This window comes from Novosphingobium sp. TCA1 (assembly GCF_009811895.1).
Classification (GTDB): domain Bacteria; phylum Pseudomonadota; class Alphaproteobacteria; order Sphingomonadales; family Sphingomonadaceae; genus Novosphingobium; species Novosphingobium panipatense_A.
Genome location: NZ_BLJH01000020.1, coordinates 1 through 23,452 on the forward strand (window position 1 = coordinate 1; position 23,452 = coordinate 23,452).

The 23,452-nt window shown below is 63.1% G+C and carries 22 protein-coding genes, 1 tRNA gene and 1 pseudogene; 14 read left to right on the forward strand and 10 right to left on the reverse strand.

The window, feature by feature from the left end:
- Both NTCA1_RS19705 and NTCA1_RS19710 read right to left on the reverse strand, forming a co-directional pair.
- Positions 1–519: ArdC-like ssDNA-binding domain-containing protein (locus NTCA1_RS19705; RefSeq protein ID WP_159831570.1), on the reverse strand; the 519-nt coding region annotated here is incomplete at its 3' end.
- A gap of 635 nt (positions 520–1,154) precedes the next feature.
- Positions 1,155–1,442, reverse strand: a complete 288-nt coding sequence (locus tag NTCA1_RS19710; RefSeq protein ID WP_159831571.1) for a hypothetical protein — start codon at positions 1,440–1,442, stop codon at positions 1,155–1,157.
- Between the two features lie 464 nt (positions 1,443–1,906).
- Here NTCA1_RS19710 and NTCA1_RS19715 point away from each other — a divergent pair, with 464 nt between their 5' ends.
- From NTCA1_RS19715 to NTCA1_RS19730, 4 genes are all read left to right on the forward strand, one after another.
- Complete coding sequence (locus NTCA1_RS19715; protein ID WP_159831572.1) at positions 1,907–2,398, forward strand: hypothetical protein; 492 nt, start codon at positions 1,907–1,909, stop codon at positions 2,396–2,398.
- Positions 2,399–2,940: 542 nt separating this feature from the next.
- Positions 2,941–3,657, forward strand: a complete 717-nt coding sequence (locus NTCA1_RS19720) for a Sir2 family NAD-dependent protein deacetylase (protein WP_236549478.1) — start codon at positions 2,941–2,943, stop codon at positions 3,655–3,657.
- Between the two features lie 177 nt (positions 3,658–3,834).
- Positions 3,835–4,518: a hypothetical protein gene (locus NTCA1_RS19725; RefSeq protein ID WP_159831574.1), complete on the forward strand. Its 684-nt coding sequence runs from the start codon at positions 3,835–3,837 to the stop codon at positions 4,516–4,518.
- Positions 4,515–5,384, forward strand: a complete 870-nt coding sequence (locus NTCA1_RS19730) for a nucleotidyl transferase AbiEii/AbiGii toxin family protein (RefSeq protein WP_159831575.1) — start codon at positions 4,515–4,517, stop codon at positions 5,382–5,384. Before NTCA1_RS19725 ends, NTCA1_RS19730 begins: the two co-directional genes overlap by 4 nt.
- A gap of 424 nt (positions 5,385–5,808) precedes the next feature.
- Here the strand turns inward: NTCA1_RS19730 and NTCA1_RS19735 are convergent, their stop codons facing one another.
- Positions 5,809–6,423, reverse strand: coding sequence for a DUF2285 domain-containing protein (locus NTCA1_RS19735; RefSeq protein WP_159831576.1), 615 nt, complete (start codon positions 6,421–6,423; stop codon positions 5,809–5,811).
- 25 nt (positions 6,424–6,448) lie between these two features.
- Positions 6,449–6,619 (reverse strand): annotated as a pseudogene (locus NTCA1_RS29160) (transcriptional regulator domain-containing protein); the annotation flags it as partial.
- A 176-nt stretch (positions 6,620–6,795) separates the two neighbouring features.
- Between NTCA1_RS29160 and NTCA1_RS19740 the strand changes: the two are divergent.
- The 6 genes from NTCA1_RS19740 (at position 6,796) to NTCA1_RS19765 (ending at position 11,722) form a co-directional block, all read left to right on the forward strand.
- Positions 6,796–7,551 (forward strand): LuxR family transcriptional regulator, encoded by a 756-nt coding sequence (locus NTCA1_RS19740; RefSeq protein WP_159831577.1) that lies wholly within the window; start codon positions 6,796–6,798, stop codon positions 7,549–7,551.
- Positions 7,552–7,625: 74 nt separating this feature from the next.
- Entirely contained in the window at positions 7,626–8,243 is a 618-nt protein-coding gene (locus NTCA1_RS19745; protein ID WP_159831578.1) for an acyl-homoserine-lactone synthase, read from the forward strand.
- Between the two features lie 54 nt (positions 8,244–8,297).
- A complete protein-coding gene (locus NTCA1_RS19750) occupies positions 8,298–8,912 on the forward strand; it encodes a GntR family transcriptional regulator (protein ID WP_159831579.1) in 615 nt (204 codons plus the stop codon).
- 114 nt (positions 8,913–9,026) lie between these two features.
- Complete coding sequence (locus NTCA1_RS19755; protein ID WP_133084923.1) at positions 9,027–9,146, forward strand: benenodin family lasso peptide; 120 nt, start codon at positions 9,027–9,029, stop codon at positions 9,144–9,146.
- Positions 9,147–9,212: 66 nt separating this feature from the next.
- Entirely contained in the window at positions 9,213–9,881 is a 669-nt protein-coding gene (locus tag NTCA1_RS19760; protein WP_159831580.1) for a lasso peptide biosynthesis B2 protein, read from the forward strand.
- Positions 9,881–11,722 carry an asparagine synthetase B family protein gene (locus NTCA1_RS19765; protein WP_159831581.1) on the forward strand — a complete coding sequence of 614 codons (1,842 nt, stop codon included), beginning with the start codon at positions 9,881–9,883 and terminating at the stop codon, positions 11,720–11,722. Before NTCA1_RS19760 ends, NTCA1_RS19765 begins: the two co-directional genes overlap by 1 nt.
- Here NTCA1_RS19765 and NTCA1_RS19770 read toward each other — a convergent pair.
- The 4 genes from NTCA1_RS19770 to NTCA1_RS19785 form a co-directional block, all read right to left on the reverse strand.
- Entirely contained in the window at positions 11,607–13,760 is a 2,154-nt protein-coding gene (locus NTCA1_RS19770) for an Atxe2 family lasso peptide isopeptidase (RefSeq protein WP_159831582.1), read from the reverse strand. The two genes, NTCA1_RS19765 and NTCA1_RS19770, sit on opposite strands and share 116 nt — an antisense overlap.
- Complete coding sequence (locus NTCA1_RS19775) at positions 13,754–16,243, reverse strand: TonB-dependent receptor (protein WP_159831583.1); 2,490 nt, start codon at positions 16,241–16,243, stop codon at positions 13,754–13,756. Before NTCA1_RS19775 ends, NTCA1_RS19770 begins: the two co-directional genes overlap by 7 nt.
- A 183-nt stretch (positions 16,244–16,426) precedes the next feature.
- Entirely contained in the window at positions 16,427–17,407 is a 981-nt protein-coding gene (locus tag NTCA1_RS19780) for a FecR domain-containing protein (protein WP_086493804.1), read from the reverse strand.
- A gap of 25 nt (positions 17,408–17,432) precedes the next feature.
- Positions 17,433–18,014, reverse strand: a complete 582-nt coding sequence (locus tag NTCA1_RS19785) for an RNA polymerase sigma factor (protein WP_086493803.1) — start codon at positions 18,012–18,014, stop codon at positions 17,433–17,435.
- Positions 18,015–18,323: 309 nt separating this feature from the next.
- Here NTCA1_RS19785 and NTCA1_RS19790 point away from each other — a divergent pair, with 309 nt between their 5' ends.
- The 4 genes from NTCA1_RS19790 to NTCA1_RS19805 all read left to right on the forward strand — a co-directional run bounded on the left by NTCA1_RS19790 (position 18,324) and on the right by NTCA1_RS19805 (position 22,093).
- Entirely contained in the window at positions 18,324–18,554 is a 231-nt protein-coding gene (locus tag NTCA1_RS19790) for a hypothetical protein (protein ID WP_133084929.1), read from the forward strand.
- A gap of 322 nt (positions 18,555–18,876) precedes the next feature.
- On the forward strand, positions 18,877–20,361 hold the full coding sequence (locus NTCA1_RS19795; RefSeq protein WP_236549479.1) for an LTA synthase family protein: 1,485 nt from the start codon (positions 18,877–18,879) through the stop codon (positions 20,359–20,361).
- A 387-nt stretch (positions 20,362–20,748) separates the two neighbouring features.
- Positions 20,749–21,216, forward strand: coding sequence for a sterol desaturase family protein (locus NTCA1_RS19800; protein ID WP_236549480.1), 468 nt, complete (start codon positions 20,749–20,751; stop codon positions 21,214–21,216).
- Positions 21,217–21,313: 97 nt separating this feature from the next.
- A complete protein-coding gene (locus NTCA1_RS19805) occupies positions 21,314–22,093 on the forward strand; it encodes an aspartyl/asparaginyl beta-hydroxylase domain-containing protein (RefSeq protein WP_086493800.1) in 780 nt (259 codons plus the stop codon).
- A gap of 175 nt (positions 22,094–22,268) precedes the next feature.
- Here NTCA1_RS19805 and NTCA1_RS19810 read toward each other — a convergent pair.
- Together NTCA1_RS19810 and NTCA1_RS19815 are read right to left on the reverse strand one after the other, a co-directional pair.
- Positions 22,269–22,342: transfer RNA gene (locus NTCA1_RS19810), tRNA-Gly, on the reverse strand.
- A 150-nt stretch (positions 22,343–22,492) separates the two neighbouring features.
- The gene (locus NTCA1_RS19815; protein ID WP_086493799.1) at positions 22,493–23,440 is read right to left on the reverse strand and encodes an acetyl-CoA carboxylase carboxyltransferase subunit alpha; all 948 of its coding nucleotides are present in this window, start codon (positions 23,438–23,440) and stop codon (positions 22,493–22,495) included.
- Positions 23,441–23,452: the final 12 nt, after the last annotated feature.

The window sequence follows — 23,452 nt, forward strand, 5'->3', positions numbered from 1 at the left end:
GCCCTTGCGCACATTGCCGCCCGCCGCGATGGCTTGGCGAAACGTGAGCCAGCCGGGACGCTGCCAGCCATTCGCCAGTGCCGAGGCCCAGAGCAGCAGGATATTGATGCCCGAATAGCTGCGGGAGGTCAGGGCGTTGCGCGGCAGGCAGGGAACCGCTCCTGCTCCCCCCGCCCCGCCGCAAGCCGTGCTGCTCCATGGCTGGACCCACGGGACACGCCCCGCTTCCAGTTCGGCAATGATCCGGGCCGTGACCTCGTCATAAAGCGAGACCCGCGCCTCCTTCCTGCGGGTGTCCCGCCTGCCCGCCGAAGGACTGCCTGCGGAGTTACCCCCAAGGTTACCCTCAGGGTTATGGCGGGGGTTATGGTCAGGGTTATCCACACCCTCCGAAAACCCGCGCTCCCGAACCCGCACCGGATCGGCATTTCCGCCTCCCTGGCCCCTGCCGGAACAAGCATCGCCCTGAACCTGATCTTGCGGCCTCGCGCATTGCGGGACCTTGCGATTGCTGCGCATGTCTCACCTCCTGCACTGCCCAAAAACCCACCATGGGCCTCCCCCGGAAAGGCGGGGGGTGGGCGGCCCAGACGACCGACAGGGCCCGCAGCAAGCGGAGCCAGCACCTGAAAGGCCGTAACGGAGTGGAGGAGCCGCGACGCAGGAGCGACTTGCAGGGGCCGATGGCGGGCCCAGACGGTTGTTGAGTCCGCACCCCGACTTTCATCGGGAGAGGCTCACAAATGGTGCCGCGCGCGGGCGCAGCCTGCGCGCGTCCACATCGAGGCGGGGCATGCCCCGCCGACCCCGACGTCCCCCTTGAGCGCCAGCGATCGCAACCGAAGGCCGAGACCCTTTAAAAGGGGCTCGGTGCCGAAGCGCGGGCATCAGGGGCGGTGAGCCCGCCCGCGCGCGGCATAGAGCGCGGTCATGCCTTAGGGCAGGAGGCGCCGCTGTTCGCTCTTCCCGGCAACCTATTCAGTGCGACTTCGCCTTCCCGGCCTTGCATTGCCGACTGACGAAAACGGATAAGCCCCCGCACTTATCCACGAGGGAAACCGCCGCTCAGCCGATGGACCGAGGACACCCCTGCTGCCACTTTGCAATCAAAGGCTTATCCGAGGCGAGGCGAGGCGAGGCGAGGCGAGGCGAGGTCAGGGTAGGTCGCTCCTGACGACGCGAATGCTGTCGGCATCCGGCCCACCGGCCCCGGCAGGATCTCCCGCGGAACCGGCGGCCGAAGCGACAAGAGCGTCGTGCTCGGCAAAGACCCGCTCGATCTCCGCGCGCTTGTCGAAGATCATCCGCGCCACACCGCTGGTCATGCCCCCTTCATCGCCAACCCGGCCCAGGACTGCAGCCAGGTCTTCCAGCGTCGCCTTCTCGAGGCTGCTGTGAAGTCCGCCCTTGGCGTCGCGATAGGCCACACATTCGATCGCCATGATTTTCCCTTCGCATTAGGCTCGCCGCAATAATCTCAGAAGGGACAGCGGCGTTCCGCAAGAATCGCGAGGGCGCCGCCGGAAGAGCTCTGCAACAGCGGTACCGGCATCTATCAGGCGCTGCTTCCCGGTAGCCCGGGCTGAGCCGATGCCGGCTAACACGCCCTGCAACCTGACGTTCTTTCCCGTATGACAGGAATGAGGCCGCCGTTCGGAGGAAAGGTAGTCTCGAGATCGGCGTAGCCACGGGGCAGGTCACCCCTCGACGAAGTGTCTCGCTCATGACTAGCCACGGGCAAGCCGAAAACCTGCTGTAACTGGCAGCGCGCTGTGAGGCGGCAGCCCCCGTTGGAGCAGCGTCGCATCATCGGTGATGCCGATTGACGTTTGGCATCGCAGTTGTGGAGGTTGACCGTCTTGCGGTCTAGTGTCAGCCTGCTTGCAGTCCGACAGGAGGATTATTCATGCGCGAAAAGAGCATCTTCGCAGCGATCGCAGCACTTGTTGTTTTCTCCGTTCCTGCCGCGGCGCAGTACGATAATGGCGGCTACGGTAACCGCGGCAACGATAACGGTTATAGCCGAGGCGAAGGGTTTTATCGCGAACAGCGCGACCGGACAGTCTATTACCAATATGACCGAAATCGCTACTGCGGCGTGCAGAATGAAGAGCAGATGAAGATGCTGGGCGGCTTCAAGCAGGTGAACGTAGTCAACCGTCTGCGCCTTCAGGGTAGGAATACAGGTGCCTGCCAGTGGCCGAACGGATTCTATCGCCGCGACAATGGCCCTGCAGTCTATATGCTGGAAGGCTACGGTAGCGGTCAGGACGGAGGGCGCATTTGTGCGATCGGCAGTCCGCAACAACTACGACAGCTTGGCGGCAACAAGAACGTGAAAGTGATACCGGGCAATTCAAATCTTGAAGCAGGAAGAGGCCGAATTCGGCCATGCTAACGCCTTAAACAGCATTCCTGAGATGTCCGCTCTCCGACTTAGCCGTCCTTCAGATGGCCCCTTGCGCCTCCCTGCAAGCGACCGCTCGTTGGGTTGTTCACGATCTGTACGGACGGCCGATATGGATGGCGCAGATCGAGACCTTCTATGGCCAAAACGAAGGGCGTCAGACCTTCCGCTATCGGACGGGTAACTGCTCTACCGGCTACCCCGGTTCCTAGCGAGGAAGCGTGGAGATAATAATCGCAGCAGCGGTGACGCTCTACGCATTTTCAGGCACTCCCGCCAACGCCAGCGACATAGTGGAGCCGGGACGGTTCGGCGGCTATTCGCCGATTATCGGTCTGCTCGATGGTGAGAAGGTCACGACTCTGGAAGGTGGGATACACGGAGACAGCCTCCGCTGGGAAGGTGCTTTCCGGCGCGATGGACGCGGGCACGTTTTGTGCCGGCCTATCGGATGCAATCATGAACGCGCATAAAAGTGCCCGTTCATGCCAAAGCCTCGAAAGCACCCGGCCCGCAGGAACAAGGAAGCTTTCTTGACGAACATCGTTATCCTCACCGGTGCTGGCATCTCGGCCGAAAGCGGAATTGCGCCGTTTCGTTCGTCGGCAGCGGCCTGGGACGACAGCCGGATGGAAGAAATCTGTTCCGCCGACGCCTTCGCCGCTGACCGCTACCGGGTTCACGATTTTCACGACGCCCGGCGGGCGGAACTCGAGCGGGCCGCGCCCAATGCGGCGCACAGGGCACTGGCGCGGCTGGAAGAGCACTGGGCCCGCGAAGGAAGAGGCGAGTTCACGCTGATCACGCAGAACGTGGACAACCTCCACGAGCGGGCGGGAAGCGGCGAAGTCCTGCACATGCACGGCGAACTCAACGCGGCGCGCTGCGAGAACTGCGAACGCCGGTTTCCCTGGCACCGGGACCTTGCCGTTCGCGAGGACTGTCCGGTCTGCGACGAACCTGCGCTGCGCCCGGATGTCGTGCTGTTTGGAGAAAATCCCTATCATAGGCACCGGGCCGAGGAGGTTTGCGTACGCGCCAACATCTTCGCCGCGATCGGCACCTCGGGCCTGGTCCATCCCGCTGCCGGCCTCGTCAGGTATGCCCGCGAGAACCGGGCGATCACGATCGAGGTCAACCTGCGACGTTCGGGCAACCCGGATTTCCGGAGATTCTTCGAAGGACCGGCAACGATCGCGGTTCCGGCGATGGTCGATCTGCTCACCAGCCGGATCGAGACCGCCCGCTGAGGATTGTTCCAGGATACCGGAATTGCGCGCGGAGATCTCGCCCCCGGCCCATCTCTCTCCGCTCACCGTAACGTCGCAGCGGTATGGCGGAGACATCAGGGTCTGGCTTACAAGAAGCCCTTTCAGGCAATTCAACAAATTCTTGAAACTTCCATTTAACGGAAGTATCTAGAATTTATGTCTAGCCTCTCAGACGCCGTAGCGGCATCCGGCTTTGCAAGCCGGGTCGTCCATGACAGCCAGCTTGCCGATCTGCTGGGCGGCAGCGACGCGCGTCGCTACGGTCTGGTTAATCGGGCGCTGGCCGACCGCTCCCTTATCCGTCTGAGGCGGGGCGCCTATGTATTGGCCGAGGCGATGCGCAGCGGTGACCTTCACCCCTTCTCCATCGCCCAGGGCCTGGTGCCCGGAAGCTACGTCTCCTTCGAGAGCGCGCTGTCCTGGCATGGCTGGATTCCCGAGGCCGTCTTCACGACTTCCAGCGTCGTACCGACGCGCAAGACGATCGAGATCCCGACCGCACAGTTCGGGACCTTCACCTTCCATCCGTTGGCGATCAACCGATATCAATTCCTCACCGGGATCGATCGGGCGGCGGCGGGCAGCAGCATCGCCTTCGTCTCTCGGCCGCTACGGGCGCTGATGGATATTGTCGCCCTTCGCAAGATCGAATGGCCGGGTCTCGGCTGGGTGACCGACGGCATGCGGATCAGTGAGGAAAATCTCTCCACGCTGCGCCGCGCGGATTTTCATCGGCTGAGGCAGGTCTACAAGCACAAGGCCGCAAACGCCTTTCTGAAGGAAATGGAAGCGGCGGTGATGGATCTGAAGGGCGACAGGCGAAGCGGGAGCAAATCATGATCGACATTATCCGCGAGAAGCTGCGGCAATACGAAGCGACCAGCGAGCTCGAGGAAGAGAACGCGGTCAAGGAAATCCTGCAGGAAGTGGCGCTCTACGCGCTGTGGAGCGCCGGCTTCTTCAAGGTGGCCCTGTTTCAGGGCGGCACGAGCCTGCGCATTCTGCATGGCCTGCCGCGTTTTTCCGAGGATCTCGATTTCCTCCTGCGCTCGCCCGACCCAGCCTTCGACTGGGCGCCTTATCTTGGGGCGCTGATCGAGGTGACAGCACAGTTCGGTATCGTGCTGGAAGCGGACCCAAGGTCGCGCATGGACCGACCGATCCGCCAAGCTCTGCTGAAGAACGATTCCATTGCCAGCCAGCTCAACCTCTCCTTTGCGGGAACAGGCCGGCCCAAGACGATCAAGATCAAGCTCGAAATCGACGTCAATCCGCCCGAGGGTTCGGGCGAGGAGATGACGTTCCTTGATTTCCCGGCAGATTACGAGGTCCGCCACCAGGATCTGTCATCCAACCTGGCGCTCAAGATCCATGCCATGCTGTGCCGGCCGTACCTCAAGGGGAGGGACTGGTTCGATTTTTCCTGGTACGTGGCGGGCGGGACAGCGCCAAACCTAACCCTTCTACAGGCAGCGCTCCGCCAGGCCGGCCCGTGGTCCGGCGATGCAGGCCTCGCCGTCGATGCAGCCTGGCTCGAGGAAGCCCTTGCCGTCAAAATCGAAGCGATCGATTGGCAAGAAGCAAGCGCCGATGTGATGCGCTTCCTGCGACCCGCAGAGGCGAAATCGGTCGGTCTTTGGAGCGTGCGATTCTTTCAATCCCGCCTCGCAAAGCTGACCGCCTCGATCGCGGGGCGCATCGATTAACTTCTGCCTCCAGCGGATACTCAACCGGCCGGACCGCGCCCGCAATCTAAGAGGCCGCCCGTCCAGCGAAGGGCGGCCTCGAGATCAACGTGGCCGTGGGTGGGTCCGCCGCCGAGCTTGGCAGCATTAACATGCCGCGAGGCCGGTTGCTCCCTTCCCCATCAATGATAATCTGACGAACGCTGCGGCAGCACGGAAGGTCCGGCCCGCCCAAGCGACCACTTCGGCGGTGGGGCCTGGCGAGTGAGATAGCCAGGCAGCCGGTGTCGAACCCGGCCCGCAGCATTCGCTTCCAGACATGACGAGCGCGGTTCAGAACCCTCCGGGGATCTTAACAATGTCCCCGCGCCCGGCCCGGCGTTATCGCCAGCCGGCGCAAAAAAGCCGGCCAACAGCAAAAGACAGCTTAGAGCATTGGACTGCGTCAGCTACGCATGAGCCGCCTGTAGCCGCCTGCCGCCATGGCGCGGGCCTCACGGGCAAGGCGCCGGACCCGCGAGCGCAAGGAATCCGATCTGCGCGCGCTGTCAGCATCGTACACCCCCGCGCCGTACAGAGCTTCGGCAAGATCGCCGAGACTGGCACCTACGCCAAGGCCGTCGTGGACCCGCAGCATTTCGATGAGACGCGGCATTTTCGGATCGGGCGGAAAGAGCGAGGCGACGAAGCGCCGGTGGGTGCACAGCGCCAGGAGGCGTCGAAGCGGCAGCACGCGGGGACGCAGCGCGGCTATGCCTTCAAGCCGGTATCGCAGACAGACCGGTCCCTGCATCAACGAACCGGCAACGACATCCAGCCTGATGCGGCGAAACCCGTCGCTGATTACGGTATGCTCCGTGAAATCGTCTCCGCAGGCTATCGACAGCCACTTGCCGAATACCGCAGGATCGACGGCATCGCGGCTACCGGGCGAGGCGGGCAGCGCTTCGACCTCGATCGTTCCGGGATCGAATTCGGCCGACCAGATGAGCCTTGCCTCCGCCCCAGCGACCTCGGGGTTCTCGGCGAAAGTGGAGCCCCCACGCCCGGGCGGCGCCACCGTCCCATCCCGAACGCGTCACCTCGCTCGCGCGCACATACCAGTCGATATATCCCGGGTCGCGCCGCAGCCACTCCCATGCAAGTGCAGCCCGGTCCATCCCCGCAAGCGCACGGTAATGCCGCGGATCTAACCATTGGGACTGAAGAGCGGATATCCGGGCAATCGGTTGCGGCGCTACCGCAGGGAAATTCATGACACTTTTGTTACGAAATATGTTTTGCGGTTTGGCCTGCCGCTTATAGGATAAGCGCCATCTGCAATCGCGCGCCGGTTCCGGAATGAAGGCCGGAGGCCGATGTGCCTGAACATGCAAAGGACGGTTCGGTGCATAAAGGCGGCTTGAGACGCCGCGCCGAACCGAGGCGAAGCATGGGCTTCACAAGGACATACAGGATTTTCCAGAAGCGGATCGAGAACGCGGCCAACCTGGAGGACCTGAACAGTGCACTCGCCGAGATCACGCGTTTGATTGGCTGCGACTATTATGCGCTCGGTCACCATGTCGACTGGAGCGAAGAACGGAACAAGGCCCTGCGGCTGTGCAACTATCCGCAAAGCTGGGTCCGTTTCTATGACGACAACCATCTCGGCAGCCGCGACCCCGTCCACCGGGCGGTAGGCCGCACGCGCGAGGCGTTCCTGTGGAGCGAGGCGGGACAGTACATCGAATTCAGCCGTACCGACCACCGACTCATGGAACTGGCACAGCGCCACGGGCTTGGCGAGGGCTTCACGGTGCCCGCGCATATGCCCGGAGAAATCCAGGCTTCGTGCTCGTTTGCAGCGGTCCCTGGACGCAAGCTCGACGAGGACGGCCTCATCCTGGCCAGGCTGATCGCGGACGATGCGCTCAAGGCCGCACGCCGGCTGATCGGCTACCGGGAGTTCATCGAACAAATGCGCAGCGCTCCGCTCACCAGGAGGCAACGCGAGTGCCTCGCCTGGGTAGCTGCCGGAAAGACCGATTGGGAAATCGGCCAGATCCTCGGGATCCGGGAAGGGAGCGTAAGGCGCCATATCAGCGGCGCCTGTGCCCGGCTGGGTGCGGTGAGAAGGCCACAGGCAGTGTTCCTCGCATGTCGCGGCGGAGCGATCAGCTATCACGAGGTCCGCTGCGCCCGGTAGGCACGGTTCCGTCCCTACCGCAAAGCGCCGTGCGACAGGCAGGATCGCGAACCTTTTCGCAAAGGAGGTTTGCAATGATCCATTGTCTGCCCAATGCCCCCGGCGCTGCCGAACTAACGGTCCTGCGCAGCATGTTCGAGGCCCGCAAGCGCGTCTTCATCGATCTGCTGCACTGGGACCTACCGATGATTGCCGGCCGCTTCGAACTCGATGAATTCGACATGGAGCCTGCCACTTTTTTGGTGCTGAGCGGCGAGGATGGCGGGCACCGCGCCTCGGCCCGCCTGCTGCCGACCACGAGGCCGCATCTTGTCGCTGCCCTGTTTGCCGGGCTTTGCGATGAGGATATCCCGCGCGGTCCCACGACGATGGAGATCACCCGCTTTTGCCTGGAGCGACGATCCGGCGCCGCGCGGTGCCGACGCGACGGCGACGAACTGATCCACGCCCTCGTGGCATTTGCGCTGAGATGCGGCATCGAGCGTTCTACCGGCGTCGCCGAGGCTCCATGGATGCGCCAGATCGTATCGTTCGGCTGGCGGTGCCGCCCGCTCGGGACACCCAGAGCGTTCGGCACGCGCACACTTGCCGCCATGGTCATCGAGATCGACGAAGATACCCCGGCGCGGCTGCAGCGCTGCGGCCTCAACGTACCTGCCCCGTGCCGGGAGACATACGATGTCTTGCGCTGAACGCCGCCAACTCACCACCGGCGCCCTGTATCCGGTCGGGCGACGAGACGGGAGATGAACGCGGGCCCGCGCTCAAGACAGGCGTACGACGACCTGAAACGCCTGCTGCTGTCGGGAACTATCCCCCCCGGCGAGCGGCTCGATCCCGCGAGGCTAGCAGAAGATCTCGTTTCCGGCCTCACGCCGGTACGCGAGGCCTTGCTGCGGCTTGCAGGCGAGCGGCTAGTCGAGATCCGGCTCAACACGGGCTTTCACCTGCCGGTTATGACGGAGACGATCCTTATCGATCTCTATCGCCTGCACTTCGAGCTGCTGCGGCTGGTGCTCACCGCGACGGGCAGCAGGGAGCCTACACTGCCGATCTCCACACTGCCGATCTCGATGCCTGCTGCGTCCTATGCCGAGAGCGCCGCGGCCCTGTTTCTCGCGATCGCCGATTCGTCGCAGCGACCGGAACTTTTCGCCCAGTTCGTCACGATCAACAACCGGCTCGCGAGCGCCCGCGCAGCGGAAGCCATAGTGTTCGGCGACGTCATCGAGGAACTCAAGTCAATTAACGACATCAAATACGAAAGCAGAAACGCATGCATACGAAATCTCCGAACCTACCACAGCAGGAGAATAGCGAATGTGCGGGAGTTAGTTTCGGAAATTTACAATACAGACTGAGTTATATTGGAAAATATATTTGCATTATAACAAGATTATAAATTTTTTATAACCAATAATTCGCGTCACCTTGTTCCGGCCGCAATGTCGCGGTGCTTGAAGAAGGAGACTGACATGGAACGAGAAGACACCGTCATCGACCTGGGAGCCGCCAGCGTCGAAACCAGGGGCCCGATCGGCCAGGGCAACGATCTCGTGCTGGCTCTCGAGCAGCCGGGTCTCACGGACGACTGACCCACGAGGATGCGCGGCCGCGGCCGCGCATCCTTCTGCTCAGGACATTGTACGGGAAAAAGCATCATGCCGACATCGCTGCGCGGCGGCCTATCGTTCTGTGAGCTTGGTGATCGCATCGTCTTCCTCGACCTGCCCGCCGATCGCTATTTCGGCCTGTCGAACGACGCGGAAGATGTCTTCAGGCGGGCGTTGGCTGGTCTTCCGATTTCCGGGGCCGAGCGGGACCTGCTGGTAAAGGCCCGGATCATCGTCCCGGCCGATAACCCGCTGTACCTCGCACCCTGCGCCGCAGAAACCGCACATTACAGCGCTTTCGACCAGACGCCCTGCCCTTCGCGTCCACGTGACGTCGCCGCCCTCACCTGGCATTTGCTCCGTGCGCGGGCGAGCCTGCGGCTGCGAGGTCTACCGGCTACGGCAACAACTCTCGCGCGCTGCAAGGCCGCGGCGACACGGGATCGAGAGGCAGGCCCCGACACCGCACCGCAAGCTCTTGCTGCGATTGCCCGCGCGCAGGAGACCTGCGCCCGCATGTTCGGTTCCCATGACCTGTGCCTGCCTTATGCGATCGCGGCGGCGCACAGCCTCCATGCAGCCGGCGTCCCCGCCGATGTCGTGATCGCCGTCGGCATGCCGCCGTTCCGCGCCCATGCCTGGGTTCAGTGGCGAGATGTGCTGGTCAACGAGCGACTGGAGATCGCCGCCCACTACACGCCGATCGCGGTGCTGTAATGCAGAAGTATCTCATCGCCGTCGGGCTAGGCGAGGATCGGCAACACCACCTGCGTGAAAGAGTCCGCCGTGCCGGCCTTGCCATCGTTCTGGATCGCCCGGGACTGCTCACAGCAGGCAACGCGCCGTCCAAAACAATCCCGATCGGACAATCGGGCTGCATTTTCGGTTCGCTGTTTGCGCAGGGCAGCGCGAAGCGGGTGCTGTCTCTGCCCGGAACCGAGGCGGAGCAAATCCTGGTGAGCGGCGGCAGACACCTGATCGACCAGTATTGGGGCGACTACGTCGCGCTGATACCGCTTGCCGGAAGCGTAGCCATACTGCGCAGCCCGTTCGGTACGCTGCCCTGTCTCTATCGCGCCCCCGACCGGCATGCGCATCTCGCCTCCGATATCGACACCTTGCAACTCGGCACGGAGCAGTCATGGTCCATCGACTACGATGCGGTTGCCCGGCAACTTGTGTTTGCCGACATGCGGCTGCGGGAAACCTGCCTCGAAGACGTCCGCGAAGTGCGCGGCGGCGAACGGGTCCGTTTCCTCGGCGGCAGGGCCGAGCATCGCATCCTCTGGTCGCCATGGCATTTCGTACATGCGGGCAGGGTCCTGCCCGGGCCCGAGGAAGCCGCAGCAAGGCTTCGCGAGCAAGCAATCCGCTGCGTGCAGGCCAAAACCCGTGATGCAGATCGATGCCTTGTCATGCTCTCGGGCGGGCTTGATTCCTCGATCGTTGCTGCTGCGCTGACCGCCAATGGCCGGGGCGTCGCTTGCCTCAACCTCGTCGCCCCGGCTTCAGCCGGTGACGAACGCATCTATGCCCGTGCAGCCTGTGAGCGCCTCAAGCTCGCTCTTGCCGAGAGGAGAATGAATGAAGGCTCGCTGCTGCTGGAGCTGCCAGCTACAACGAGTCTGCCGCGACCGGTGGCCCGCAGCTTCGAACAGATGCTCTACCGGACGGCAGGAGACATCGCAGAAGAGCTCGGATGCGACACGATCGTCGACGGCGGCGGCGGCGACAATGTGTTCTGCTCGCTGCAGTCGGCTTCGCCCGCCGCGGATTGCCTGCTTGATCGGCAGGGGCCACGCGCGTTCCGGCAAACCTGCAACGAGATAGCAGCACTTACCCATGCCTCTGCATGGCGGGTAGCAAGAAAAGCCGCCCGGCGTGCCTGGGAGCGGTCGCGGCCTTACCGCTGGCCCACCGCCGAGCAGATGTTGTCGCCGGAAGCCGTCGCCGCGGCGCATCGCTCACCGCTGCATCCATGGCTGTTGGCCGGTATTCCGCCGCGACCGGGCCGGTCTGCCCAGATCGCGCAGCTCATCGGCGCCCAGAGTTTCATGGAGGACGGGCCCCACGGCGCGAAATGGAATGTCGTGTCTCCCCTCGTGAGCCAGCCGCTCATCGAACACTGCCTGTCGCTCGCGCCATGGCAATGGATCGAGCGCGGATGCAACCGGGCCATCGCCCGCCGCGCTTTCTCGGACATGCTGCCGCCCGAAGTGATCTGGCGGCGTAGCAAGGGCATCCCGGACAGCTACATCGTGCAGCTCTACGAGACCAACCGGGAGATGATCCGCGATCGGTTGCTCGGCGGCCTGTTGGCCGCGGCAGGCGTGATCGATATCGCTGCCGTTGAAGCCGCTCTGGACGATCCGACTCCCTTCAGGGGACGGGAATGCAGCCGGATCGTCAGGCTGATGGATGCAGAGATATGGGCCCGCGGAATCAGGGACTCATCGAGGTTCCTCCCTTCGGCGCCCTGCGCGCAAGCTCCTGCCAGCGAGCGTACTGCTCCCGTTTCCCAGGCGCCGGATCTTCATGATCCCGCAGCCAGAAGTTGAACCAGTCGATGGCGCGGTCATAGACCGCAAGCCGGTGTGCCGGCTGCCATTTGTTGTGATACTCGTCAGGGAACACATAGACTTCGAGCGGTTTGCGCGCCTCGGTCAGAGCGCCGATGGCCGGTAGTCCAAGCGACGCCTCCCGGTCCGCCACCTGCATGAGTATCGGGGTATCGATCTTGCGCGCGTTGACCGAGAGCGAGATGGGCTTCCAGTACTCCCGATCGTTGTCGACCGAAGGCGGGACGCCCCGCCGCAGGATTTCCTCGCCCCATGCAAAGCCCCCGAGCACAGTCTGGGTAAGCAGGTCGTCGCAGCAGGTGCTCATGGCCGCCGCCTTGAAACGGCGGGAATTGATCAGCGCGAACTCGATGGTGGAGGCACCGTCGCTGAGGCCGCTGATGCCGATGCGTTCAGGGTCGATTGCCCCGGTGGCCACGGCAGCATCAATGCCCGCCTCGATCGCTGACAGCGTATTCTTGCGATCGGCCCAGCCGTTCCAGTCGACGGCACGGCCCTGCTCGAAAGTTTTCACGGAAGGGTCCTGGCTGCCGACCGACGGTGGGCGATCGAAGCTCAGTACGGCAAGGCCTTTCGCGGCCATCGGAAAGATCGGATAGTCATCGCCGATCCCGCCACGCAGGAAGCCGGCGCTGCGATACTGGACGACGACGAGAGGGAGCTTGCTCCTGCCGTCGTAATCAGGTGGCAGAACCAGGTCGGCCCAGGCAGGATAGCCGCGATCGCTCCTGACCTTCAGGCGCGTAACCTTCCCGAGGTTAAGCTTCGCAAACTCCGGGTTCGGGTCGAAAATGAGGCGGCTGCGCCCCGACGCAAGATCGACCCCCATGATGCGTCGGGGCGTGGCGGCGTTCTCGCGGCCGCATACGAGCTCGTCACCTGCAAAGATACAGCCGGTCAGGGCATCGCTGGTGCGCAGGATCGTGGTGAGACGATTGCTGGACGGCACCCAGCGGTAGAGGACGAAATCCTCGCTGTTCCATCCTTCGCGGGCGAGGAAGACGACGGACTTGCCGTCTTGCTGCCAGAACAGGCGGCCGATCTTGCCGGTGCAGCCGTCGAGCTTGCAGGCGATGTCCTTGCCGCCGGGAACTCGCGCCCAGACCCGGCGCTTCGCATAGGGAAGGTCGCTGACCGGCGCTGTCCATGCCGATGCGCCGTTCGGAGCCCGAACGGCAAGCTCGTAAGGGGCTCCCGCTGCCGGCGGCGGATTTATGAACCGCTCCTCCTGCGGCGTCGCCAGGCGAACCCTGGGACCTGCGAGTTCCACCACGAAGGCCGTCCTCGCCAGGTCCTTTGCCCACGGCTGCGGCTCCCAGGATTGCATGGGCAGGATGCTCTTGTCGTAGAGCCAGCCGGTTCTGGCTTCGCGAGCGATCCTTTGTCTGGCCGCGTCCCGGCCCGGCCTCGTGAAGTAGGCTAGCGCCCCGGAATCCGGGAGCCACGTGAAATTCTCGACATTGCTGCCCTCCTGGGTGAGCACGCGGCTACCGCTGCCGTCGGTCTTCGCGGCAACGAGCTGGACAATACCGCCGACCTCCTTGCGGTAGGCGATCGCGGTCCCGTCCGGCGACCAGGCGGGAACGATCGTGTCGGGAAAGCCGGTGACGATGTAGAGATCGCGGAACACCGCAGCGAGGCGCGGGATCGCTCCCCCGCGGTCGATGATCCGCGGCGCGCCGCCGCCCTTGCGCGCCATGACGACCAGCGCCGAGCAGTAGCTATTCGTCGTGGGATCGCCCCTCGCGATGACGAAGGCGATGCTGCGCCCGTCGGGTGACAAGGCATAGGGGCTCTGGGGATTTGAAATCACCTCGGTGTCGCCGATATCGCGGATCCGGGCGAGATCCATGGTGGTCATGGCCCGGCCCGGTGCCCCGGAAGGCGCCGCTGACGACAACTCCGGCGACCGCAGGGCCTGGGCCGAAGGCAGGAGATCGTCGCAGGCGGCATGCGCCTCGCCCGCACCACAAAGAGCGCCCGCCAATGCGAGCAGGCTGGAAGAGAACTTTACCATTTCTTGGACACCGTGAGGCTGAGGACGCGGCCGAAGGGCGAGTAGTTGGTGCTGTCGTAGGGCGTATCGGTGTAGGCCCGGACCGCGATGGGGCTTGGCTTGTCGTTGAAGGCGTTCTGGATCGAGGCGATCACGTCGATCCCGGCGAACAGGGTACTTCTCCGGTTCGCGTGATTCAGGCCCGCGTCGTTCCGCTCCAGGTGATAACGCAAGGTCAGATCGACCGGCGCCATGGCGCCGATCCGGCGTGCGGAAGCCGAGCGAACATCGCGCACCGGCCCGATGTAGTTGACCGCGGCAAGCAGGGAAAACCGTTCGTCGCTCCATCCGACCTCGCCGCGCGCCCGGTAATGCGGCGGGTTAAAGATCGTCCCGGCCATCTGCGTGACCGCCTGTCCGGCGGCGATCTGCTGCCTGCTCTCAATGTAGCTGCCGTTGAAGGCGGCACGCAGCACACCTCCCCCCAGATCGAACCGATAGCCGGCGAGCACATCGACCCCGCGCACCGTCTGGCGTCCGGCATTGATGTTGGAATTGTCGACAATGGCGATCACCGTAGCCGGATCGTAGGCAGCCCCGGAATAGTTGGTGAAGGTTGCCCCTCGCGCCAGCGCGTCTGCCTGTTCGTCGGGGTCTGGATCACGCGTGACGTAAGGGGCGTAGATCGCGTTAGACAGCGACTGCGCGGTATAGGGGATCGGCGTGACGATCCGGTCGCGGTAGCGAATGTCGAAATAGCTGATTTCGAGGTTGAACCCTTCCAGGGCCCGGGGATGAATATCGAGCGTGGCCGACCAGTTGGTCGAGCGCTCGGGCCGCAAGTCCCGATTGCCGCCGGAGACCAGCAAGGCTGTCCCGCCGCCGCTCGCGCCGAGCACCGGGGCGGCGTAGAGCAAGACCGTCGCTGGTCGGAATTGCTCGTAGAGCGTGGGCGTGCGGTAGGAACGGCCCCAGCTTCCCTTGACCGAAATATCCCTGGTTGGCGCATAGATTGCCCCGATTTTGGGAGTGACGACGGAGCCGACGCCGGGATAGCGCTCGTAGCGCGCAGCAAGACTGAGATCGAGCCGCTCGCCGAGCGCGGGAAGCTGACCTTCACCGAACACGGGTACGGCAAGCTCGCCGAAGGCGTAGTAGCTGTCCTGCGAAGCTTCAATGGAGGCGCCGGGCGCCGAACCCGTCCGCCGGAAGTCACTGCGACGATATCCCCCGCCGAGCGCAGCCTTCACGCTGCCGCCGGGAAGTTCGACAAGCCTGCCGGTACCGGAGAGCTCGATATTCCCAGTGGTGTTGCGATAGACACCGGAACTGGCCTCGGTCCGCATCCCGCCAATCGTGTTCAGACCGCCGAACGCGGAGCGATTCCATCCGTAGCTGCTGCCCAGCGTCACCAGCCAGTCGGAAGGCAGCGCCAGGGTCAGCGACGGCGCCGCGCCCCAGGCTTCCGATTTGCGCGCGAAGTCGACGCGGCTCACCGCGAGATCGCCGGACGCATTGAGCGGCAGCGTCTGTTTCCACCAGCGTTTGTTGTAGAGGAGGTCGAGATCGAACGTGAGATTTGCGGCGAGATCCTGCCGCACGACGAGCGCGGCATTGTGATGGCGCAGGTACGGCGCCAGCGTGACGCCCGGGGTCCGCGTCTCGGCATAGGAGCGACGATCCGCTTCGATTGCGGTGGTGCGCGCGAATTCGTAGGAGGCGAGCACGCTTCCCGACTGCCAGGTCCTGCCCGCCGTGGCTCCGTACTGCTGCTGGAAGTTGCCGCCGTCCGTCGAACCGGCCAGCCGCGCGCTCGTCTCGAGGCCGTCAAACCGGCGGCGCAGGATGATATTGGCGACCCCTGCGACCGCATCCGAACCGAACAGCGCCGAAGCACCGTCCGGAACGACGTCGATGCGCTCGATGGCGCCGAAAGGAATGGCGGAGACGTCGACCCCTTGGGTCACGCCAGCGTAGCTCAGTCGCCGCCCGTCGAGCAGCGTCAGCGTGGCATCGCTTCCCAGGCCCCTGAGGTTGATCGAGGAGCCACCGTCGAGATCGACGCCTCGCCCGCCCGGCACGTTGTAGCCGACACCTGCATTCTGGCCGCCGCCGAAATTCTGCGGGATCGCGCGCAGGACCTCGGCAACGGACGATTGCCCTGCATCGCGCATGGCCTCGCGCTCGTAGGTTAAGGTGGTCGAGGCAACGGCTGCACCGCGAATTCGCGAGCCCGTCACGACGATCCCCTCGCCGCCCGGCCCTTCCCCGCCCTGCCCTTCCGGGTCCGGCAGCCCGATCACGAAGCCGTCGCCGCTCGCCCTCGCCTTCAGACCGGTTCCGACGAGAAGTACGCGAAGCGCCTCTTGCAGCGTGTAGTCGCCGTCGAGCCTGCGCCCGCTGAGATCGGCGATATCGGCGTCGTCGGCGCTGATGTTTACAGCGAAGATCTGTCCGAGTTCGCGCAGCGTGCCAAACAGCGGCTGCGCCGAAAGATGGAGCAACTTTCGCTCAGGCTCCCTCGAACCTTCCTGAGCCTGCGCCGTGATCGGAGCGCAGGATGCCATTGCGGCTGCAGCCAGACTGCAGCACGCCCATAAACGGTGACGCACTTGGTGACCTCCATCCCGGGGATCCGCTGTTCGCGGGATCCTTCGTGACGGGAACGGTGCCGGTTCGGATTTACCCTAAAGGTTTTTTCGATCTTTTTCCCGCATAGGATAAGCCAGCATCAAGGTACCGTCGTCTTTCGTTTCTACCTGCAAGCCGAACGTTTCGGCTACCTGCCAGGCAAAGGCCTCGGCATCGGACCGGTGGAACGAGCCCGTGATCTTCATCCCGCTCGGAACCGAACCATCGACGACCACGGGGATGGAACTGGTGCGATTGAAGGCAGCAACGGCGTCGACCAGTTCCTGTCTCTCGAACGTGATCATGTCTCGCGGCCACTGCCGATCCGCCGAGGCCGCGGTACGGGGTTTCCCCAGTTTTCCGCCAACCAGAGATACACTTTGCCCCGCCTCGAGATCGATGCTGCCCCCGCCCGCATGCAGGCTGCTAACCGCGACCGCGCCTTCGAGCAGGGAAACATCGGTGCCGTCCGGCAGAAGTTCGACATCGAAGAGAGTTCCGTGCGCGACGACGCCGCCCCCGCCCGCCTCGACGATGAAAGCCCTTCGCTTTTCGTGGGCTACGGCAAAGCGAGCACGGCCGGCAAGCAGTCGCAGGCGCCGCTCCCCTACGTCGAACGCGATCTGGAGACGCGCGCCGCGATCAAGGATCACCTTCGAACCGTCGGGAAGGCGGATAGTTCGGGGCACCTTGTCCATCGCCGCCGATTCGAGCCGATGTGAACTGGACTGCGCATCTCTTTCCCCCGCGCCATGAAGCGCCAGCATGATGCCGATTCCGATTGCGAGGAATGCCGCTGCAGCCCATGTCCAGGTTGGCCGGGTGAATTTCCTGCTGCGGTAGCCTTCAAGATTACGGTGCTTTCCCGTTGCGGTATTTGCCAGGAACATGGTCGCGTCCCAGACGCGCAGCTTGTCATCGTAGGCCTGGGCTCGCGCCGGATCGGAGCGCCAGACCTCGAAAGCCTCGCGTAAGGATTCCGCGTCAGGCCCGCGCATGCGCGCAAACCAGTCGGCCGCTTCCCGCTCAATGCTCATTGCCGTGCGGCTCCTGCCCTCACCGTCAACGTTTAAGGTGCCGCGAGACGTGCGCGATCGCCTTGCTCATATGTTTCTCGATAGCTTTCACGCTCAGACCGGTCATCGTCGCTATTTCACTATAACTATAGCCGTCGAGTCGGTGCGCGAGAAAGATTTCGCGGGTCCTGGGCTTGAGACGTGCCATGATCGCCTCGAGGCGGACCAACGTATCCCGCGCTTCGAGCGCCGACACCGTATCGAAGCCCTCGAGATCATCGACACCGCTATCGTGAAGGACTGCGCAGCGCCGGACTGCCTGGCGCGCTTCGTCCCTGATGATGTTGATGGTCGCCTGCCGCAAATAGGCGGCCGGGGCAGCGAGTTCGAGTGGCTCGTCCTTGCTTCGTCCAGCCAGACGCATGAAAAGCTGCTGCACGATATCGCCTGCTCTTTCCGCCGAAGCGTGCCGGCCGGCAAACCGCATGAGCCGGTCGCGATGCGCCTGGTAGAGGAGCTCGAGCCAGTCGGGATCGCGCCTTGTGACCCGGTCGTCCGGCGGCAGAGGATCACCTTCACTTATCGCGCCGGTTTTCAGGCAATCGTCCTGCGTCCTGCTCAGAACCATGACAGCGCCTCACCAGCAGCAAACTGCGCCGATGCATCCCGCAAGATGCGGAAAGTCAAGTTGCCCATCTTCATGGGCTTTCTCCAAGCGGAGTTCGTCAGGCCGGAGCCCGACGAAGCCAACACTTCGAAATCGAGTACCGGCGCCTTTAGCCTTATCGGCCTGGACATTCACGCCAGCGGCCCGGATGCTTTCGCGCCGAGCGATTGTTCCAAGAGGGGATTGGCTCACCTCTGCGCCGAAAGGCAGCGAGGTTCAGACTACGCACACTTGGTCACTTTGCAAGAGGGGTGAGTGCGGGACCCGGGCATGAAGGTTGCGATGCTTGAGCACGCGCCGGGATCTTTAGCCGTGAGCGGCCTGGACATGCATCCCGGCATCCCGAAGATTCCAATCGGCTGCAATAGAGAATTGCAGCATTATGAAATGTCGATCGCCGCAGCGTCAAACTATCATCTCGATCGGAGCACTCCGGTTAAAATAATGAAAGCAAAATTCACTGCTTCCATGGCGACCCCGCAGCCATTTCGATCGCCCTGATACCGCAGAGGGCGGTCGCTATGGAGCAACTCTGGTTATCTTGAGCTCCGTGACTGAAGGCGGATCTGATGCATCGACTACGCTGGTTTTGACACTTATTCGAACGATCGTGCAGGGAAGTCGCCGGATCATTCTTAAACGGTTCTTTGCCAAGCGGTTCACGGTGACGTCCCACTAAAGCCGACCCAGCAGCCCCCTGTGCATATGGGTACGCGCAGACATCGGATGACAGCCTTGTAGCCGCCCGCTATGAGCGCTGCTCCGCCGGCCGGAACACGCTCGAACGGTGTAGGACGCAAGGTCAAAGTAGCACAGCATAACAGTGACGATCGACGGAATGATATTCGCAGCTCTGCTGCTCGGCGCACTCCTGCTCGACGGTCTTGTACGCCCGCGTAACGGCAATTTCCCACCGTTCTCACTGCGTAGCACAGCGGGTTTATGGCTGCTAATATGGACAATAGCGGCACTTTTTGGCCTCTGCCTGGCCGCTTGCGGCAACGTCGCGGTATCTTCCGGACTGGCCCTGGGTGTTCTGGCCTTGTTGGCAGTAGCTTCGAACGCCAAGAGTGCGATGCTCGGCGAACCGCTTCTGTTTTCTGACCTAGCGCTCATCGGGGCGGTATTCCGGCATCCACAATTCTACCTCTCCGCCGTCGCGATCTGGCAGCGCATGGTCGCCGGACTGGTCGCGACCGTTCTTTTCGCCTTGCTCGCCTGGCTCTTCGTTCCAACCTTGCAAGTGCATCTGATCGGGCTGGGCATTCTGACGATCAGCCTCGCGGTTCTGACGCTTTCCGTCCGATGCGCACCGATCCGGCGGATAGCCCGCGTACCGGACGCACACGGCGATGTTCTGCGCCACGGGCTGCTGCCGGTGCTGCTACTCTACTGGCTACGCTGGCGGGAGAGCCGCGATCCTCTGCCCTGCGCCTATGCAAGGCGCACACCGCCTAGCGATGCACCCGAGCTGGTTGTGGTCGTTCAGTGCGAGAGCTTTGCGGATCCGGCCGAAATCTTCGAAGATACCTCACTCGTCTTGCCGGGTCTCAAGGCCGCGCGAGAAAAGGCCTGCCAGCATGGCCGGCTCATGGTCAGCGGGTTCGGCGCCTACACGATGCGCACCGAATACGGTGTGCTATTCGGATTGGACGAGGAGAAACTGGGGTTTCGCCGCTACGACCCGTTTCTAACTGCGCTGGGCGAGGGCTCCTATGCCATGCCAGCGCGTCTGAAGGCCGAAGGCGGAAACTGGCGTAGCCTGTTCCTCCACCCGCACGACATGCGTTTCTATGGCCGCGACCGGATCATGCCTGCCGCCGGTTTCGACAAGCTGGTCGGCGAAGACTGCTTTACAACGCCTTCTGCCGAAGAGGGACGCTATGTTACCGATGCGGCCATAGCTGACGAGATAATCTCGATCGCCGCAAAGGCTGCCGCGCCCAGCTTGATCTATGCTGTCACGATCGAAAACCACGGCCCTTGGGCACCGGACGGAAACGCAGACGGTGATCTTAAGCAGAGCTACATGCGACTCGTGAAAAACAGCGACGCAATGCTGACGACGCTCATCGGAGGGCTTGGCGCGCTCGCCCGACCGACCTTGCTGGTGTTCTTCGGCGACCATCGCCCAAGCATTCCGGGTGCCACCGCGCCAGGCGGAGATCGTCACACGCCCTATGTGATGGTGCGTCTTGATCGGACGGGGCAGATCGTCCGGGACGATAATCTCCAGGCCGACCTGACCCCTGCCGGCTTGCACCACGCCGTGTTGACGGCGGTTCTGGGCGACACCGGACCGCTCTGAGAGAGCTATTCTCACCGATATGGCCAAATAACCTCCGAAAGCGCGGAGTGACCTCAGCGCTCAGCAATGGGTCACGGCACACCGACCCGGCTCCTCTCATCAAAAGCACCGGTCATCGGAGTTTTCCCGATTGGAACTGGAATTCCCCCCGCTACCTCGGTGCAACACGCCTTAGGCTATCAACACCATGATGGTACTAATGGCTTGACAGTTCTTGGCACCTAATGTTCGAGATTGGACGCAATGCCATCGCTAGAACCTAGTCCGCAACGTATCCGTTTGTTCAAGAGTGAAACGCTCGAACGGTTTACGTTGATATCGCCGCGCGCTTTTGCGGTGGCTTGGGCCGTGTTGCTCCCTGCGATCGCGTGGGCTGGATGGGGCGCGGTGAGCCCTCTAACAGGACTGTTCCTGGTTTCAGCCGGCCTGCTGGTGTGGACGCTTTTCGAGTATGTCATGCACCGTTACCTGTTTCATTGGGAAACCAAGGTTCCCGTGTTGCGGGCCTTCGTGTTCCTGATGCACGGGAACCACCACGACGCCCCCAACGATCCTCTGCGCAGCCTTATGCCGCTGTCCGCCAGCCTGCCGATTGCCGCCATCGTCTGGGGCATCTTAGCGGTTCTGTTCGGCATGCCCGGCACCTGGCTGTTCCTGGGGTTCATGATCGGTTACGTGATCTACGACGTGGTCCACTACGCGGCGCATCAATGGCCGATGCAGAGCAAGCTGGCCCAGGCGATCAAGCGCCATCACATGCGCCATCACTACATCGATGAAGGCGGTAATTTCTCGATCTCGGCCATCTTCTGGGATCGCGTGTTCGGCAGCAAGATCCACTCTCTCAAGCGTTAATGGTCCGACAGGACCTGAAATCCGTCCTGAAGCGCAACCCTGGCGCTTCTGGGACGTAGATCCATTTGTCATTCTGCGATGCATACGGAGCCTATTCTTGAACTGGCAGCAGACCCTCAACTCGCGCGGTCGGAAAATTCCGTTCACGGGCAAGTCCCTGTTCCAGATCGGCAAGGAGCTGCGCCCCAAGATCGACCGGGTCATCATGCGCAACTCGCGCATTCCCGATGCCGCCGTTCAGGACAAGACGAATTTCCCCTGGATAGCCGAGCTTGAAAAGCACTGGGAAGCGATCCGCGACGAAGCCGTGCGTATCCGTACGGAGGACATCCCCTCATTGGGCGATATCTCCTTCGACCACGGACGGATCGCCGCCGACCGCCGCTGGCGCGCCTTCTTCCTCAAAGGATACGGCTACCGCCTGAAGCAGAACGCCGTCCGTGCGCCGTTCACGGCCGCCGCGATCGAGAAGATCCCCGGACTGGTCACCGCCAACTTCTCGGTGCTGGAGGCTGGCGGCCACATTCCGCGCCACTGGGGCATGACCAAGGGCATGTTGACTTACCACCTCGCGTTGAAGGCTCCGCAGGACCGCGAGAAGTGCCGTATGCACGTCGAAGGCGCCGACAAGCTGCACGTCCTCACCTGGGAGCCTGGGCAATCCTTCCTGTTCGACGACATGTTCAATCACGAAGTCTGGAACGAGACGGACGAGGATCGCTACATCCTGCTCATCCAGGTCAAACGTCCGTGCCGCTGGGTCGGCAACCTGATCCAGAACGCTTTCCTAAGCGCCGTACGCCACTCTCGCTTCGTGAAGGACATCACCAAGGCAATCGAGCGTGCAGGGCATAATCCAGCAACCAAAGGCGATTAATTCCGAGGCAGCATCTACAGATCCAGCGCTTGTGGATGTCGCCGGCAATCGTACAACAAGCGCTTGAGCCTGAAAAAGGCACTTTCAGCTGCACAGCGAAGCGTGCGGCGAAAACTTTTCGCCCGAACATCGCGGCGGAAAAGGTCTTTGCTAGTTTGAGGAACGGCTTTTTTGGTGGAGCGGATGAGGGGAATCGAACCCCCGTATTCAGCTTGGGAAGCTGCTGCTCTACCATTGAGCTACATCCGCAGATCGGCGGCATGGCTGTTTGAGCCTTGGCGATCAGTGGGCTGCGCTCTGGCACAGCGAGGCAAGACGGTCAATGGGCGCGATCGAACAGACGTGCGTTTGCGCGATATGTAAGTAGGCGCCGGCTTTGGACCGGCGCCTACTTTCTTATCAGGCCCGGCCGATGGCCAGGAAGCGTTCCTCGCGGCGGGCGAGGAGGTCGCGGGCCGGAAGTGCCGAGAGCGAATCGAGTTCCTCGTCGATCGCCCCGAACAGCGCCTGGGCCGCGGCTTGCGCGTCGCGGTGGGCGCCGCCGACCGGCTCGGGCACTACGCGTTCGATGACGTGGAGCGACAGCAGATCCTGCGCGGTCACTTTCATCGCCTCGGCAGCGTCGGGCGCCTTGTCCGGCGTGCGCCAGAGGATCGAGGACGCGCCTTCTGGCGAGATCACCGAGTAGATCGAGTGTTCCAGCATCAGCACGCGGTCGGCCGCGGCCAACGCCACGGCGCCGCCCGAGCCGCCCTCACCGACGATGGCCGAGACCATCGGCACCGGCACCGAAAGGCAGGCCTCTATCGAGCGGGCGATCGCTTCCGCCTGCCCGCGCTCTTCCGCCTCGACGCCGGGGAACGCGCCCGCGGTATCGACCAGGGTGACGACCGGCAGGCCGAACTTGCCCGCCATCTCCATCAGGCGGATCGCCTTGCGGTAACCCTCAGGCTTGGCCATGCCGAAGTTGTGCTTGATGCGGGTGGCCGTGTCGTGGCCCTTTTCGTGGCCCATCACCATCACCCGGCGCCCGTTGAGGCGCGCGAAGCCGCCGATGATCGCCTCATCCTCACCATAGAGGCGGTCGCCGCCGAGCGGGATGAAGTCGGTGAAGCCCATGCGGATGTAGTCCACGAAATGCGGACGCATCGGGTGGCGCGCCACCTGGGTCTTCTGCCAGGGCGTCAGCTTGGCGTAAGTCGCCGCCAGCATGGCCGCGCTCTTCTTTTCGAGGCGCGAAATCTCGCCCGCGATGTCGAGATCGCTGTCGCTGGCGGTCGTGCGCAGCTCGGCGATGCGCGCTTCCAGCGCGGCGATGGGCTTTTCGAACTCAAGAAACGAGATCATGCTCTTTTCCGT

Coding starts and splice junctions, on each gene's coding strand:
- NTCA1_RS19710 (WP_159831571.1), bottom strand. CDS start 1,442: ATGGCGATCGAATGTGTGGCCTATCGCGACGCCAAGGGCGGACTTCAC.
- NTCA1_RS19755 (WP_133084923.1), top strand. CDS start 9,027: ATGGAACGAGAAGACACCGTCATCGACCTGGGAGCCGCCAGCGTCGAA.
- NTCA1_RS19760 (WP_159831580.1), top strand. CDS start 9,213: ATGCCGACATCGCTGCGCGGCGGCCTATCGTTCTGTGAGCTTGGTGAT.
- NTCA1_RS19790 (WP_133084929.1), top strand. CDS start 18,324: ATGAAGGTTGCGATGCTTGAGCACGCGCCGGGATCTTTAGCCGTGAGC.
- NTCA1_RS19730 (WP_159831575.1), top strand. CDS start 4,515: ATGATCGACATTATCCGCGAGAAGCTGCGGCAATACGAAGCGACCAGC.
- NTCA1_RS19715 (WP_159831572.1), top strand. CDS start 1,907: ATGCGCGAAAAGAGCATCTTCGCAGCGATCGCAGCACTTGTTGTTTTC.
- NTCA1_RS19750 (WP_159831579.1), top strand. CDS start 8,298: ATGAACGCGGGCCCGCGCTCAAGACAGGCGTACGACGACCTGAAACGC.
- NTCA1_RS19770 (WP_159831582.1), bottom strand. CDS start 13,760: ATGGTAAAGTTCTCTTCCAGCCTGCTCGCATTGGCGGGCGCTCTTTGT.
- NTCA1_RS19745 (WP_159831578.1), top strand. CDS start 7,626: ATGATCCATTGTCTGCCCAATGCCCCCGGCGCTGCCGAACTAACGGTC.
- NTCA1_RS19780 (WP_086493804.1), bottom strand. CDS start 17,407: ATGAGCATTGAGCGGGAAGCGGCCGACTGGTTTGCGCGCATGCGCGGG.
- NTCA1_RS19815 (WP_086493799.1), bottom strand. CDS start 23,440: ATGATCTCGTTTCTTGAGTTCGAAAAGCCCATCGCCGCGCTGGAAGCG.
- NTCA1_RS19740 (WP_159831577.1), top strand. CDS start 6,796: ATGGGCTTCACAAGGACATACAGGATTTTCCAGAAGCGGATCGAGAAC.
- NTCA1_RS19785 (WP_086493803.1), bottom strand. CDS start 18,014: ATGGTTCTGAGCAGGACGCAGGACGATTGCCTGAAAACCGGCGCGATA.
- NTCA1_RS19725 (WP_159831574.1), top strand. CDS start 3,835: ATGTCTAGCCTCTCAGACGCCGTAGCGGCATCCGGCTTTGCAAGCCGG.
- NTCA1_RS19765 (WP_159831581.1), top strand. CDS start 9,881: ATGCAGAAGTATCTCATCGCCGTCGGGCTAGGCGAGGATCGGCAACAC.